The sequence below is a fragment of the Sporosarcina sp. Y1009 genome (assembly GCF_057669865.1).
Genome location: NZ_JBYHFO010000004.1, coordinates 41,498 through 55,969, shown reverse-complemented (window position 1 = coordinate 55,969; position 14,472 = coordinate 41,498). Strand labels below are relative to the sequence as shown.

The 14,472-nt window shown below is 38.5% G+C and carries 15 protein-coding genes; 13 read left to right on the top strand and 2 right to left on the bottom strand.

The window, feature by feature from the left end:
• The first annotated feature begins 2 nt into the window (after positions 1-2).
• From gcvPA to fabI, 3 genes are all read left to right on the top strand, one after another.
• Positions 3-1,370 carry an aminomethyl-transferring glycine dehydrogenase subunit GcvPA gene (gene gcvPA / locus AC25Y1_RS06195; RefSeq protein WP_488147089.1) on the top strand — a complete coding sequence of 456 codons (1,368 nt, stop codon included), beginning with the start codon at positions 3-5 and terminating at the stop codon, positions 1,368-1,370.
• Positions 1,363-2,823, top strand: coding sequence for an aminomethyl-transferring glycine dehydrogenase subunit GcvPB (gene gcvPB / locus AC25Y1_RS06190; protein ID WP_488147088.1), 1,461 nt, complete (start codon positions 1,363-1,365; stop codon positions 2,821-2,823). Before gcvPA ends, gcvPB begins: the two co-directional genes overlap by 8 nt.
• Positions 2,824-3,006: 183 nt before the next feature.
• Positions 3,007-3,786: an enoyl-ACP reductase FabI gene (gene fabI / locus AC25Y1_RS06185; protein WP_488147087.1), complete on the top strand. Its 780-nt coding sequence runs from the start codon at positions 3,007-3,009 to the stop codon at positions 3,784-3,786.
• A gap of 67 nt (positions 3,787-3,853) precedes the next feature.
• Here the strand turns inward: fabI and AC25Y1_RS06180 are convergent, their stop codons facing one another.
• Positions 3,854-4,183, bottom strand: coding sequence for a rhodanese-like domain-containing protein (locus AC25Y1_RS06180; protein WP_488147347.1), 330 nt, complete (start codon positions 4,181-4,183; stop codon positions 3,854-3,856).
• A 357-nt stretch (positions 4,184-4,540) separates the two neighbouring features.
• On the opposite strand from AC25Y1_RS06180, the gene AC25Y1_RS06175 reads away from it, so the two are divergent.
• The 3 genes from AC25Y1_RS06175 to AC25Y1_RS06165 all read left to right on the top strand — a co-directional run bounded on the left by AC25Y1_RS06175 (position 4,541) and on the right by AC25Y1_RS06165 (position 8,615).
• Entirely contained in the window at positions 4,541-4,810 is a 270-nt protein-coding gene (locus AC25Y1_RS06175) for a YolD-like family protein (RefSeq protein WP_488147086.1), read from the top strand.
• 285 nt (positions 4,811-5,095) lie between these two features.
• Complete coding sequence (locus AC25Y1_RS06170) at positions 5,096-5,875, top strand: lipoate--protein ligase family protein (protein WP_488147346.1); 780 nt, start codon at positions 5,096-5,098, stop codon at positions 5,873-5,875.
• A gap of 178 nt (positions 5,876-6,053) precedes the next feature.
• Positions 6,054-8,615, top strand: a complete 2,562-nt coding sequence (locus AC25Y1_RS06165) for a vitamin B12-dependent ribonucleotide reductase (RefSeq protein WP_488147085.1) — start codon at positions 6,054-6,056, stop codon at positions 8,613-8,615.
• Between the two features lie 66 nt (positions 8,616-8,681).
• Here the strand turns inward: AC25Y1_RS06165 and AC25Y1_RS06160 are convergent, their stop codons facing one another.
• The gene (locus AC25Y1_RS06160) at positions 8,682-9,665 is read right to left on the bottom strand and encodes a DUF1385 domain-containing protein (protein WP_488147084.1); all 984 of its coding nucleotides are present in this window, start codon (positions 9,663-9,665) and stop codon (positions 8,682-8,684) included.
• A gap of 125 nt (positions 9,666-9,790) precedes the next feature.
• Here AC25Y1_RS06160 and AC25Y1_RS06155 point away from each other — a divergent pair, with 125 nt between their 5' ends.
• The 7 genes from AC25Y1_RS06155 (at position 9,791) to AC25Y1_RS06125 (ending at position 14,439) form a co-directional block, all read left to right on the top strand.
• Positions 9,791-10,198 (top strand): hypothetical protein, encoded by a 408-nt coding sequence (locus tag AC25Y1_RS06155; protein WP_488147083.1) that lies wholly within the window; start codon positions 9,791-9,793, stop codon positions 10,196-10,198.
• A gap of 77 nt (positions 10,199-10,275) precedes the next feature.
• On the top strand, positions 10,276-10,716 hold the full coding sequence (gene aroQ, locus AC25Y1_RS06150; protein ID WP_488147082.1) for a type II 3-dehydroquinate dehydratase: 441 nt from the start codon (positions 10,276-10,278) through the stop codon (positions 10,714-10,716).
• Between the two features lie 5 nt (positions 10,717-10,721).
• Positions 10,722-11,780, top strand: a complete 1,059-nt coding sequence (locus AC25Y1_RS06145) for a M24 family metallopeptidase (RefSeq protein WP_488147081.1) — start codon at positions 10,722-10,724, stop codon at positions 11,778-11,780.
• A gap of 20 nt (positions 11,781-11,800) precedes the next feature.
• Positions 11,801-12,358 carry an elongation factor P gene (gene efp, locus AC25Y1_RS06140; RefSeq protein ID WP_488147080.1) on the top strand — a complete coding sequence of 186 codons (558 nt, stop codon included), beginning with the start codon at positions 11,801-11,803 and terminating at the stop codon, positions 12,356-12,358.
• Positions 12,359-12,763: 405 nt separating this feature from the next.
• Positions 12,764-12,970 carry a SpoIIIAC/SpoIIIAD family protein gene (locus AC25Y1_RS06135; RefSeq protein WP_488147079.1) on the top strand — a complete coding sequence of 69 codons (207 nt, stop codon included), beginning with the start codon at positions 12,764-12,766 and terminating at the stop codon, positions 12,968-12,970.
• Between the two features lie 393 nt (positions 12,971-13,363).
• Entirely contained in the window at positions 13,364-14,263 is a 900-nt protein-coding gene (locus tag AC25Y1_RS06130; RefSeq protein WP_488147078.1) for a stage III sporulation protein AE, read from the top strand.
• An 8-nt stretch (positions 14,264-14,271) separates the two neighbouring features.
• Positions 14,272-14,439 carry a hypothetical protein gene (locus tag AC25Y1_RS06125; protein ID WP_488147077.1) on the top strand — a complete coding sequence of 56 codons (168 nt, stop codon included), beginning with the start codon at positions 14,272-14,274 and terminating at the stop codon, positions 14,437-14,439.
• Positions 14,440-14,472 lie beyond the last annotated feature (33 nt).

The window sequence follows — 14,472 nt, the reverse complement described above, 5'->3', positions numbered from 1 at the left end:
ACATGAAGCATCGCTACATTCCAATGACGACAGTTGATCGTGAAGAAATGTTAAAAGTAATCGGCGTCGATTCAGTTGGTGACTTATTTGAAGCAATTCCAGAAGAAGTTCGTTTTAAAGGTGAGTACAATATTAAGAAGGCAAAATCGGAGTCTTCATTGACGAAAGAACTTTCTAAACTAGCTGCAAAAAACGCGGATTCACAGCGATATGCATCATTCTTAGGTGCTGGCGTATATGATCACTACAAACCGATTATTGTTGATCATGTCATTTCTAGATCAGAATTTTATACAGCGTACACACCTTATCAACCAGAAATTTCTCAAGGTGAGCTCCAAGCAATCTTTGAATTCCAGACAATGATTTGTGAATTAACTGGAATGGAAATTGCGAACTCTTCCATGTACGACGGAGGAACTGCACTTGCTGAAGCTGGAACACTTGCAGCAGGACATACACGCAAGAAAAAAATACTGATTTCTGAAACAGTTCATCCAGAATCACGCGATGTTGTGCTAGCCTATGCGAAAGGCCAATCAATTGAAGTTGTCACAGTTCCACAAAAAAATGGCATTACAGACGTAGAAAAACTTGAAGAAATGATCGATGACAACACAGCTGCTGTACTTGTTCAATATCCAAACTTTTTTGGACAGATTGAGGATATCAAAACAATCGGTGAAATCACTCATGCTGTAAAAGGATTATTTGTTGTATCTTCAAATCCACTTGCACTCGGTGTGTTAACACCACCAGGATTACTTGGTGCTGATATTACAGTTGGGGATGCACAGCCATTTGGGATTCCTGAATCATTCGGCGGTCCGCATTGTGGATATTTTGCCGTTACTAAAAAACTCATGCGTAAACTACCAGGGCGTTTAGTTGGAGAAACAGTAGATGAAGACGGAAAACGTGGATATGTATTAACGCTTCAAGCGAGAGAACAGCATATTCGTCGTGACAAAGCAACATCTAATATATGTTCGAACCAGGCGCTTAATGCACTTGCAGCATCAGTTGCAATGACAGCTTTAGGAAAAGTTGGAACGAAAGAGATTGCTTATCAAAATATCGTGAAAGCACGTTATGCAAAAGATTCATTTACAAAAGCCGGTTTTGAAGTAATGTTTGATGGATCACACTTTAACGAAATTGTCGTTAATCTAAAAACACCAGTGAAAAAAGTAAATCAATACTTATTTGAACATGATATTATCGGTGGATATGATCTTGGTTTGAAGTTTGAAACGCTTAAAAACCATGCTTTAATCGCAGTTACAGAACAACGTACAAAAGAAGAAATCGATGCACTCGTTCAGCACACTGCTGCTGTCGTGCAGGAAACGGAGGCCCTAAATGCGTAACGATGACCAATCACTAATTTTCGAAATAACAAAAGAAGGTCGGATTGGCTATAGCCTTCCTGAGCTCGATGTACCAGAACTTGATCTTGACGATTTAATACCAACTGGCTACAGCCGCGAAGTAGCTGCCGAGCTGCCTGAGGTCTCTGAGCTTGATATTATGCGTCATTACACAGCGCTTTCTAAACGTAATCATGGCATTGACTCTGGTTTCTATCCACTAGGCTCATGTACAATGAAATACAATCCAAAAATAAATGAATCCGTTGCACGTTATCCTGGATTTGCAAATATTCATCCATTACAAGATGAATCGACTGTCCAAGGTGCACTAGAATTGATGTATGATCTTCAAGAGCATTTGGTTGAAATTACTGGAATGGATGAAATTACACTTCAACCAGCAGCAGGTGCGCATGGTGAATGGACTGCATTAATGATGATTCGTGCTTTCCATGAAGCAAATGGTGACTTCCATCGCACGAAAGTTATTGTGCCTGACTCTGCTCATGGTACAAACCCAGCATCAGCTACAGTAGCAGGTTATGATACGATTACTGTTAAATCTGATGAAAGAGGGCTTGTTGATTTAGAAGACTTAAAGCGAGTTGTCGGCGATGATACTGCTGCACTCATGCTTACAAACCCGAATACTTTAGGACTTTTTGAAAAAGACATTGTTAAAATGGCAGAAATTGTACACGGGGTTGGCGGAAAGTTATATTATGACGGTGCCAATTTAAACGCAGTTATGTCAAAAGCACGTCCAGGGGACATGGGCTTTGATGCAGTTCACTTGAATTTGCATAAAACATTTACTGGCCCTCATGGCGGCGGTGGCCCAGGTTCTGGTCCAGTAGGCGTTCATAAAGATTTAATTCCGTTCTTACCGGCACCAGTTCTTGTGAAAAAGGACGATGTCTTTACATTTGATTACGACCGTCCACAAGCAATTGGACGTGTTAAACCTTTTTACGGAAACTTCGGCATTAACGTTCGTGCATACACTTATATCCGTTCAATGGGTCCAGACGGCTTGAAGGCTGTTACTGAAAATGCGGTGTTAAATGCGAACTACATGATGCGTAGATTAGAGCCTTACTTTGATCTTCCATATACGCAACACTGTAAACATGAATTTGTATTATCAGGTCGTAGGCAGAAGAAGTTAGGTGTTCGTACACTTGATATTGCTAAAAGATTGCTCGATTTCGGTTACCATCCACCGACAATCTATTTCCCACTTAATGTTGAAGAGGGCATGATGATTGAGCCAACAGAAACAGAATCGAAAGAAACGCTTGATTCATTTATCGATGCAATGATTCAAATTGCAAAAGAAGTCGAAGATAATCCGGAAATCGTTCAGACAGCACCACATACAACTGTTATTAAACGTCTTGACGAAACACGAGCAGCACGTCAGCCTGTATTGCGTTATACGAAAGAATAAGCAACTTAAATATGAATATGGAAAAACACAGTATTAAAACTGTGTTTTTTTCCGTTTCACGGGCGAAAAATTCAATAAATCTTAGCATTTTACGATTAACATTTTTAAGTTTTTATGTTACACTTACTTTTAGTACCTGGTGCTAAAAGCGGATAGGATTACCAATTGGAGGATATGAATATTATGGAAGACTTACTTAAAATTAAAGGGAAAAATATTGTTGTCATGGGCGTGGCGAATCAGAGAAGTCTCGCATGGGGTGTGGCAAAGTCACTTGCTAAAGCAGGTGCTAACTTAATCTTTACCTATCGTAAAGAGCGCTCACTGGACAGAATCACTAAATTGTTAAATGAAAATGATATTGAAGCTACACTCATCGTCCAATGTGATGTAAATGAAGATGAAAGTATCAAAACGGCTTTTAAAACTATAGGTGAAAAAGTTGGTTCAATTTACGGAGTTGTCCATTCATTGGCTTTTGCGCATGCTGAAGATCTTCGAACAGATTTTATTAATACATCTAGAGATGGTTTTGCTTTCGCTCAAGATACAAGTGCATTTTCACTTATCGCTGTAGCTAAAGAAGCAAGCCCTTATATGACGGAGGGTGGATCAATCGTTACAATGAGCTACTTAGGCGCTGAACGAGTGCTCGAAGGGTATAATGTAATGGGTATTGCAAAAGCCTCTCTAGAAGCATCTGTTAAATATTTAGCATCTAGTTTGGGGAAAGATAATATTCGCGTTAACGCTATTTCAGCTGGTGCAGTTCGTACACTTTCTGCAAAAGGCGTACCTTCTTTTAATACAATTTTATCAAAAATTGAAGAAACTGCACCTCTAAAAAGGAATATAACTCAAGAAGAAGTTGGCAATATGACCCTTGCTGTTTTAAGCGATCTTTCAAGCGGAGTAACTGGAGAAATCATTTATGTAGATGGCGGCTATAATATTATGGGGTAAGCTCCCTGTAAATTAAAAAGGTTGAGCAAGCAGATGTAAGACGATCTGCGAGCTCAACCTTTTTTGATTATTTACTTTTAATTTTACCTGACCATTGACGGAATCCGCCCTGAAGATGATATAATTTTGTATAGCCTTTTTTCTTTAAAAGCAATGCAGCACGGGCACTTTTTCCGCCGTTCTGATCATAGAAATATGCCGGTAAATCTGGACGAATTTCTTTATGGCGTTGCCTTAATTGTGAGTATGGAATATTTCTAGCGCCTAAGATATGACCTGCGTCAAAATCTTTTTGCTCACGGACATCAATTAATTGTGCCTTCCGGTAGCCTTTTATAAATTCTTCTTGTGTTAAATTCGTTACCGCTTTTCGTAGGCGTAACATTGTCACAACCATATAAGCTATGATAATGACTAGGATTCCTAGAACAATATAAAGTGTATCCACAACAACTTTCCCCTTTCTCTATCCTATTCTATTATAAGAGGAAGGAGTTAATAAATCCATTGGTATTAAGGATTTATCAAGCATATTTTCCAGGCATCTAACATATCGACATTTTCTTCATAAGATGCCCGAGCGTCTTGAGAGAATTTCCTTACCTAAATATCGAATTGGAAAAGCCTTATGCACAATTATTATATTACTTGCACCAATCTCGGTGCTTTTTATTTCGCTTTACACAAGAACGTTCATTCGCTATCATTAAACTGAATGAGAACGAGTGTACCTAAAGATGAAAGGGGGATTATGATGAGAGCAGTACCGAAACCACCGAAATCGAATGATGGAATGGAACGTCCTATACTAACGGAATTTGATTATGAGGAAATTGGAGAGAAAATTGCGGAAGCTTTAGAGTTTCAAACAGAAGTAACGATAACAATATATTTTGATAAAAAGTTGGAAAGCGTAACAGGAATTATTACAAGTGCTGATTCCCAAATTAGTCAACTTACACTAGAGAGTAATCCTCTCAATAGCGTGAAAATTAATATAATGTCAATTGTGCGTATTGAATAATGCTGGAATAGAAGGGGCTTACCCTTCTATTTTATTTTTTGGTGTGGTCTAGTTAATATTTCACATATTAAATATCATGGAAGAAAAAGTGTACGAAGCTACTTAATAATTGATTGTGCGCTGTTTAATGTATATTCATTAATAGGATTCATAAACATTTCTCTTAATCTCTTCTAAAAGTTCAACAGGGATGCTAAAATGAAGGTCGGCACTTAGGAGGGAAATGTATTGGCAACGAAAATTTGGCATTATATAAATTCTGGTAAATGCACTGCTTCTTATAATATGGCGCTCGATGAAGCACTGTTGGAATGGCATAGTAAAGGAGAAATTGGTCCAGTACTGCGTTTTTATGAATGGTCTCCTGCAACATTGTCGATTGGCTATTTTCAAAGTGTTTCAAAAGAAATTGATATGGAACAGGTAGAACACCATAATCTAGGATTTGTAAGGCGGCCAACAGGTGGGCGCGGTGTACTTCACGAAGATGAACTTACATATAGCGTTATTGTGACAGAAGACTATCCAAATATGCCTGAAACCGTGACGGAAGCTTATCGTGTAATTTCAGGTGGATTACTTGAAGGGTTTCGAAATTTAGGGCTTGACGCTTATTTTTCAATTCCGGAAAGTAAAGCAGAAATAGAAGGATTGAAAAATCCCAAAAGTGCTGTTTGTTTTGATACACCAAGTTGGTATGAACTCGTCGTGGAAGGTAAAAAAGTTGCCGGAAGCGCTCAAACCCGACAAAAAGGTGTTATTTTACAGCATGGTGCCATTCTCTTAAGCCTAGATGCAGAAAAACTAGTGTCATTGTTTAAATTTAAGTCGGATGAACAACGAAAAAGAATGAAAGTCGGTATCCGCGAAAAAGCCGTGGCGATAGATCAGCTAGCAGGACGAAAAGTGTCGCCGAGTGAAAGTATCGAAGCTTTTTCAAAAGGCTTTGAAAAGGCGTTAAATATGAAGCTTGAACCTTATGTATTATCTGAGGAACAACTTTTTTATGTAAAGGAAATAGAACGGAAAAAGTATGGGAATAACGAATGGACTTTTAAAAAGTAAGACTAGAACTTTAGATGTGTTTTAGGTGTTTTAAATTTCAGAAGAGCGACATGACTGGATTTGTTAAATATCGAGGAAACGATATTATTTGTATCGTGTAACTATATGTAGTATATTATTAATTAAGTTAGATACCATATATGGTATCTAGACAACAACTATAAAGGAGGGTGCCTCAATGGTTATTGCTTCAAAGCACCAGGAACCAGTTCTGGATAAGCAACAATTAAACAAAGATATTGCAGAATTTTCACAAGTGCATCCAATAACAGAAGACATGCACATCGAACATAAAGGTGTGTCAAGACTTGTAATGCTTGACCGATATTCATTTAAAGATACTGAAAAGAAAACGTTGGAAATTGGCGATTTCGTTGTGTTAACAGTAAAGGAAGATCCAAAGTTCCCAGCACGTGGACTAGGATATATTACTGCCCTTGATAAAAAAAATGGACAAGCTGATATATGGATTGAACAGGATTATCGTTCAGCGATTGACAATCCAGAAGAACAAAAAGCCGGTATTATCACAAGACCAATTGAAGTCCTTGAAAAGCCACTTGAAGTATTCTATGAACAAATTGCCAAACGTAATGCGACTGGCCTAGCATCAGTGGAATTAACGGAAGAAAGACGTAAGGAATCGTTTGAAGGCTTTTACAAACAACTTTCGTCATTAAACTTTATACCAGCAGGACGCGTTCTATACGGAGCAGGATCAGGAACGGATGTAACGTATTTTAATTGTTACGTCATGCCTTTTGTAGCCGATTCACGCGAGGGTATCTCAGATCACCGTAAACAAGTTATGGAGATTATGAGCCGCGGGGGCGGTGTTGGAACGAACGGTTCAACGTTACGACCGCGCAACACGCTTGCAAGAGGTGTGAACGGTAAATCATCAGGTTCCGTCTCATGGCTCGATGATATAGCCAAATTGACACATCTTGTCGAACAAGGTGGATCCAGACGCGGCGCACAAATGATCATGCTGGCGGACTGGCATCCTGATATTCTTGAGTTTATCATTTCCAAAATGCAGAATCCAAGAATTCTCCGTTATCTTCTAGAACATACAGAAGAAGAACTGATTAAAAAACTAGCAAATGAAAAATTGAAATTCAAACCATTAACAACTCAGGAAGATGCGATGTACCAAAGTATTCTAAACTATCGTAACATCCCTGGATTAGGCGGCTTTAGCGAAGAGATTATGAAAGACGCTGAAACGAAATTACGTGACGGTGGAACGTATTCCGTACATAACCCAGAATTCCTTACAGGCGCAAACATTTCAGTTACACTGACAGATGATTTTATGAAAGCCGTCGAGGAAGACGCGGATTATGACCTAAGATTCCCAGCAGTCGAAAAATATTCTCCGGAAGAAATGAAATTCTATAACGAAAAATGGCATGAAATCGGGGATGTTCGTGAATGGGAACGACAAGGATTCGGAGTTCGAGTTTATAAAACGATCAAAGCACGCGCGCTATGGGATCTTATCAATATTTGTGCAACGTATTCTGCTGAACCAGGCATATTCTTTATCGATAATGCTAACAGCGAAACGAATGCAAAAGCATACGGCCAGCAAGTCGTAGCAACAAACCCATGTGGAGAACAACCATTAGCACCATATTCTGTGTGCAACTTAGCTGCAGTGAACCTTGCTGAAGTAGCTGATAAAGAAACAAAAACAGTAAACTATGAAAAACTGAGAGAAATCGTTCAGGTCGGTGTGCGTATGCAAGATAACGTTATTGACGCGACACCATATTTCCTTGAAGAAAATGAGAAACAAGCACTTGGTGAACGCCGTGTAGGTCTTGGTGTCATGGGGCTTGCAGATCTATTAATCTACACTGAGAAAGAATACGGCTCAGAAGAGGGTAATGAACTCGTAGATAAAGTGTTTGAAGCGATTGCAACTACTGCATATCGTGAATCTGTTGAGCTAGCTAAAGAGAAGGGAAGTTTCCCATTCCTTATCGGCAAAACAGATGAAGAAACAAAAGCACTCCGTAATGCATTTATTAACACTGGTTTCATGAAAAAAATGCCTGATGATATTCGTGAATCAATTCTTGAACACGGAATCAGAAACTCTCATTTATTGACTGTTGCGCCAACGGGATCCACTGGAACAATGGTTGGAGTTTCAACAGGATTAGAACCATATTTCTCCTTTACGTATTACCGTAGCGGGCGCCTTGGTAAATTTATCGAAGTGAAAGCTGAAATTGTAGAGGAATATTTAACACGCAACCCTGGTGCTGATCCAGATAACTTACCTGAATGGTTTATTTCCTCGATGAGTCTTGCACCGGAAGCGCATGCGGATGTGCAGTGTATTATTCAACGTTGGATTGATAGCTCCATTTCTAAAACAGTTAACGCACCGAGAGGTTACACAGTTGAACAAGTAGAAAGCGTCTATGAGCGTTTATATAAAGGCGGAGCAAAGGGTGGTACTGTTTATGTAGACGGTAGCCGTGATTCGCAAGTCTTAACATTAAAAGCTGAAGAAAACGAAATCGATTCTGATTATATTGAAGAAGTCATCGAAAAGCGGCCAATTATGCTAGTCGACACGATTCAAGATCTTCGTTCTACAAACGTTACGATTGGTTCTGAAATTGGAAACACTTGCCCAGTTTGTCGCCAAGGGTCTGTCCAAGAAATGGGCGGCTGTAACACGTGTACAAACTGTAACGCACAATTAAAATGTGGTCTATAATTTGAAAAAGAAAAACTGGCATCTCTTCTCATCACGAGAAAAGATGCCAGTTTTTTTATGTTTGACTTATTGTACGGGTAGTGGAGAAGAAACTGTTGTCGATTCTTCTTTTGGTTCGACTTCTAACGCTGCTACACCGAATTCTTCCACTTCGAGTAGCTTTTCGAATGATAGAATAGCGACCTCGACTTGGTCATCAGTAGGTTCTTTCGTTGTTAATAGCTGAAGCCATAATCCGGGATAACCTAGATACTTCAGTACCGGTATATTACGAACAGCATTTGTCAGCTGAAGCACTTCAAATGAAACGCCTAAAACTACTGGTATTAATAGAGCCCGATTCACTAGGCGCAACCAAAGTGGATCAGCGGGTACGAGGAAGTAAATAAACATCCCTACAATTACAGTGAATAGCATAAAACTACTTCCGCAACGATAATGAAGTCTAGATTGGGCTTGTATATTTTCAACAGTAAGCGGTAAATTGCGTTCATATGCGTTAATTACCTTATGCTCTGCCCCGTGAAATTGAAAGACCCTTCGGATAAACGGCGTCATAGATATTAACGATAAGTACCCGAGTAGTAAAGTGAGTTTGAAAAAGCTTTCTAGTAATATTTGTGCAGTTTTCCCCGGTGCAATTGAACTGAATAATTCAGCTAAAAATACTGGGACAAGTGTGAAAACAAATTTACTGAATAAAAAAGATAAAACACCAACTGCAGCTACACCAATGATCATCGTCAGTTTTGATGTTTCTTTTTCACTTTGCTCTACTTCTTCACCAGGTTCGACGTCAAATCGATCGGTTGAGAAAGTCAGATGACGCGAGCCAACCCCAGCAGATTCAATTAAAGCTACAAATCCACGGATGAATGGGATTTTTCGTAACTTCATCGCTAGATTACTTTTCTTCTTTGGAAGATGAAAATAATCGATTGAATTATCTTTCCTTCGGATTGCAGCGACTGTATGGTCTTTGCCGCCAAACATAACGCCTTCGACGAGTGCTTGACCCCCATAGGTCTTGGATTGTTGCTCTTTCGCCATATTTTTACCCACGCTTTCTTTCGAGTGTGTCGAATGTCCCTAGTATACTAAATAAATTACTATACCTCCACAATAATGTTTAAAATTATCAGAAACACCCAACACTTTCAAGTGGAGGGATGTTTATGTTTAATAAAACGTTGCTATACACATCATTATTTTCTGCGTTATTTACACTAGTATCTCTAAGTTTTTTAAAGTTATTTTCGTTTATTGAATGGTCACCCGTAGGTTGGACAGACAAATTGGCGATCGACAACGCCCATTTCCTCATAAAATGGGGACTTCTATTTGTGGGTCTTTTTATTCTATTTGTATTTATTTACATAATAAGCTCACTGTTAAGTATGGTGCCTCCATCTATATTGGCGATATCCTTCAGCGTAATCGGTATATTTATTTTAGAATTGAGTATCGGTAACCATCATTCATTCATCGATATTGTCCAAGAAACTTCCTACTCATTCCTTGGCGTTATTGCAATCGTTTTACGTTTTATAACCGGAACAGCTGTATTTATGCGAAAACTATGAAGAAAAGTAAGAAAGTAGTTACAGCTGTACTTGGTTATGATAAAATGAGATAGAAAATGGAAAGGGTTGGTTTGTCGGTGAAACTACTTATTTTAAATGGCCCAAATTTAAATAGAATTGGAAAAAGAGAGCCTGAAATTTATGGAAGCGAAACGCTTGAAGATGTCGAAGTAAAATTACAATCGATTGCGAGCGAACATAATGTAGAGCTGTTATTTTTTCAATCCAATACGGAAGGTTCACTAATTGATCGTATCCACGAGGCAGCTGATGATCATACAGACGGCATTATATTTAATCCAGGGGCGTTTACACATTATAGTATCGCAATACGTGATGCGGTAGCCTCTGTTGATATCCCAGTTGTCGAAGTACATATTTCCAACATACATAAACGAGAAGCATTTCGTCAAACATCAGTAATTGCACCTGTTTGTGTTGGCCAACTCACTGGATTTGGAACAAACGGCTATGCTCTAGCCCTACATTCCTTCCTGCTTCAAAGAAAAGGGGACTGATAACTATGAAACTAGCAAACTTAAAAGACCAGCTAAAAAACGCAGAAATTGATGCATTATTAATAACTAATCCCTATAACCGTAGTTACATGACAAATTTCACAGGAACTGCGGGTGTCGCGATTGTATCAGCGGATGACGCGGTGTTTATAACAGATTTCCGCTATACCGAACAAGCTGAAAAAGAAATCAAAGGCTATAGGATCGTTCAGCATTCAAAAACGATTGTTGAAGAAGTCGCAGCGCAAGTTCAAAAAATGAATGTAAAAACGCTTGGTTTCGAGAAGGATGATATGGCTTTCGGCCTCTATGAATCATACAAAAATCAAGTGAAAGCTGAATTAAAACCTGTTTCAGGAATCGTTGAAAAGTTACGTATGGTGAAAACGCCTGATGAACTTACCATCTTGAAAAAAGCAGCCAAAATTGCTGATGACGCATATGAGCATATTGTCAAATTCATCAAGCCGGGGATTACAGAACTTGATGTGTCCAATGAATTAGAATTTTTCATGAGAAAACAAGGAGCTACGTCATCCTCATTTTCAATTATTGTTGCATCTGGTTTACGGAGTGCACTCCCACACGGTGTTGCAACGGACAAAATCATTGAAACAGGAGATTTTATTACCTTAGATTATGGGGCGTTATACCAAGGTTACATTTCTGATATTACAAGAACGTTGGCAGTTGGTGAGCCAACTGATAAACTAAAAGAAATCTATGCTGTAACGTTAGCGGCCCAAGAATTAGCATTAAAAGAAATCAAACCAGGCATGACGGGTATTGAGGCTGACGCAATAGCTAGAGATTATATTACATCAAAGGGATACGGCGAGGCGTTTGGACATTCAACAGGTCACGGGATTGGAATGGAAGTGCATGAAGCACCGGGCTTGTCATTCCGCTCGGAAACGATTCTGGAACCGAATATGGTGGTAACAGTAGAACCTGGAATTTATTTGCCCGGTATCGGTGGGGTTCGGATTGAGGATGATATTGTGATTACGGAAACTGGTAATCAACGACTAACATTCGCAACTAAAGAATTACTTATCTTATAATTTGTATTGGAGGAAAAATAATGATTTCAGTTAATGATTTTAAAACAGGAGCAACAATCGAAGTAGATGGTGATATTTGGAGAGTAATCGAATTCCAACATGTTAAGCCAGGTAAAGGTGCTGCGTTCGTTCGTTCAAAATTACGGAATTTACGTTCTGGGAATATTAACGAAAAAACATTCCGAGCAGGCGAAAAAGTTAAACGTGCTCAAATTGACAACCTTCATATGCAATATCTATACGCAAATGGTGATGATCATGTATTTATGAACAACGAAACGTACGATCAAATTGAAATACCTGGATCACAAATTGAATACGAACTTAAATTCCTGAAAGAGAATATGGAAGTTCATGTAATTCAATTCCAAGGAGAAGTTCTAGGTGTTCAACTTCCAATCACGGTTGAACTAAAAGTAGTAGACACTGAACCTGGTATTAAAGGCGATACGGCAAGCGGTGGATCTAAACCGGCAACAGTAGAAACTGGTTTAACTGTCCAAGTACCGTTTTTCGTAAACATTGGTGATTCACTTGTCATTAATACAGAAGAAGCGGAGTATGTCTCACGCGCATAAAAAAAGAAGGTTGCCTAGAAAGTCAGTGAAAACTGATTTTTTGTGGCAACCTTTTCTTTTTTTCACCCTTTACCTATATCCCAAACCTTAGGCCAACTCCATTTAATATACCCTGAGAACATATACCCTTTACTTGTGCAATAAAAGGCATAAGCAATTCCTCCAATAAGCGCAATAACCCAGATTATCCTTTCGTTTCTTGGTGCCTTCTTGATATCCCTCACCTATATTCGGTTTTAACGAATTAACCAAAATTAACATTATAAATTAACATTATAAATTCACATTGATAAGTTCAAAGTACATCTGACTAACTTCTCACTCCAAACTGAAGATGAATAATCAAGGTTTTTTTCATAAAACTTCTCAATTTTACATAGGTTGGTTGCATGGGGGGAGTACCGGATGGAATTAAATGATTTACTACGTATAGCCGGTATCGGGTTGGTCATCGGGATTCTGCACGTGTTTTTTGAACAAACGGGCAAGAAAGAGTTTTCGTTTTTTCTATTCTTTATCGCCTATTTGTATATCACAGCAGAACTACTTCGATTCCTTCGAATTTTCTTTATTGAAATAACCGAGTTCTTTCAATGGCTCGCGATGGTCTGATGTTTACTTTACTACAAATAATTGTTATTTTTTTACTTCTTCTCCTCCTTTCATTTGCAGTACCAAAATTACAACCAATTCTTTATACATCTTTATTTTTCATCGTATTATTTTATCTCTTGACGACGATCATTTTCCCATTTGGGAGGACTTTTGTTCGTTTGTTTGAGTCGCTCCCTAATCCTTTCGCAAAACTTTTGATTGGAAGTGCAATTTTATTTTTCGTTTCCGAAATAATCTCTGAACACATTGAGGAAGCGGGTTATCGTTCTCTTGCCACCTTATCTCATTTTATTATCAAAATTACTATCTTACTTCTATGGGTTGATCAAACGACGAATTTAATTGAAATACTATCTTCACTAATTCCAAAATGATCGGGCGGGTACGTTTATGAACCCCTTTTTTGATGTACTAATTGGAACTGTTCTGACCAGCTTTTCGATTATAGTTATTGCGGCTTTTATGGCGTTAATGATTGATTTTTTATTTCCTACATTTAAAAAATGGACGAGAATGATTTTGTTTTTCATCATTATTACCGTCGCTTTGAGACCGGCTTTTGAACATTTCTTCCTTATTCGAGATATTGCTTATTCGGTCTCGATGATGTTCATTGCAGTTTATCCAATCCTTACTGCAACGATGATAGCAGCAGGTGGTGCTTTCAGTCTATTAAACTTTCAACCTGCCATGCTCTTATTTGCAAATGGAGCAGTTGTATTAACTGAAAAATTATTAATCCCTTTATTGACAACAGCACTACTTTTGGATGTCTCCACAAGACTGTTACCTGACGTACCTTTTACTAAAATGGCTGAACTGATTCGAACCACATTAATTGGCGCTGTCTCGGCTGTGGTTGCCACCTACTCAATTTTCATCACAGTCGGCGGAACAATGTCTTGGGCACTTTCTGGACTTGCTAGCGAGCCATTAAAAGAACTTGTTCAACAAAACATTCCATTGATTGGTTCTTTTATGACAGAAAGTCTGGGGTCAATCGGCCGGTATTCTTCAGGATTAAGTGTATTTGTAGGTGGCTGGCTTATTTCAAGTATTTGGGGTGTTGCATTAGTCCCGTCTATAAAAACCTTAATAACCGCTCTTTTTTATCGGTGGACAGCGGCCTTAATAGAACCATTTGCAGACGAGGACATTACAGGTTTAATGGATGACATTGGGAAAACATTATTAGTACTTTGTGCAATTTCATTTTTAATTGCATTTGCATTTATTTACACAGCGTTATTTTCGGTCATTCTGATCAAGTTATTAACGACGATGAAATAGGTGAGAAAATGGAAACGTTTTTGGTAGGCGTGTTATCGATTACGGTATTGTCATCCTTACTTTTTCTACTATTTCCAGGAGATACCGAAGAAAAGATTTTGCCAATCATCAAGTTAGCAATGGGCTTATGGATAATTCAATCAGTCTTCTCAATGTTTGGTCATAGCCTACTATGAAATTGCATAAAATGAATTATTGATGACGAAGCG

Bases quoted from the DNA above. Each gene is read 5' to 3' on its own strand.
- AC25Y1_RS06130 (WP_488147078.1), top strand. From the start codon at position 13,364: ATGAACCCCTTTTTTGATGTACTAATTGGAACTGTTCTGACCAGCTTT.
- efp (WP_488147080.1), top strand. From the start codon at position 11,801: ATGATTTCAGTTAATGATTTTAAAACAGGAGCAACAATCGAAGTAGAT.
- gcvPA (WP_488147089.1), top strand. From the start codon at position 3: ATGAAGCATCGCTACATTCCAATGACGACAGTTGATCGTGAAGAAATG.
- AC25Y1_RS06165 (WP_488147085.1), top strand. From the start codon at position 6,054: ATGGTTATTGCTTCAAAGCACCAGGAACCAGTTCTGGATAAGCAACAA.
- AC25Y1_RS06125 (WP_488147077.1), top strand. From the start codon at position 14,272: ATGGAAACGTTTTTGGTAGGCGTGTTATCGATTACGGTATTGTCATCC.
- AC25Y1_RS06160 (WP_488147084.1), bottom strand. From the start codon at position 9,665: ATGGCGAAAGAGCAACAATCCAAGACCTATGGGGGTCAAGCACTCGTC.
- AC25Y1_RS06175 (WP_488147086.1), top strand. From the start codon at position 4,541: ATGAGAGCAGTACCGAAACCACCGAAATCGAATGATGGAATGGAACGT.
- fabI (WP_488147087.1), top strand. From the start codon at position 3,007: ATGGAAGACTTACTTAAAATTAAAGGGAAAAATATTGTTGTCATGGGC.
- AC25Y1_RS06170 (WP_488147346.1), top strand. From the start codon at position 5,096: ATGGCGCTCGATGAAGCACTGTTGGAATGGCATAGTAAAGGAGAAATT.
- AC25Y1_RS06135 (WP_488147079.1), top strand. From the start codon at position 12,764: ATGGAATTAAATGATTTACTACGTATAGCCGGTATCGGGTTGGTCATC.
- AC25Y1_RS06155 (WP_488147083.1), top strand. From the start codon at position 9,791: ATGTTTAATAAAACGTTGCTATACACATCATTATTTTCTGCGTTATTT.
- AC25Y1_RS06145 (WP_488147081.1), top strand. From the start codon at position 10,722: ATGAAACTAGCAAACTTAAAAGACCAGCTAAAAAACGCAGAAATTGAT.
- AC25Y1_RS06180 (WP_488147347.1), bottom strand. From the start codon at position 4,183: ATGGTTGTGACAATGTTACGCCTACGAAAAGCGGTAACGAATTTAACA.
- gcvPB (WP_488147088.1), top strand. From the start codon at position 1,363: ATGCGTAACGATGACCAATCACTAATTTTCGAAATAACAAAAGAAGGT.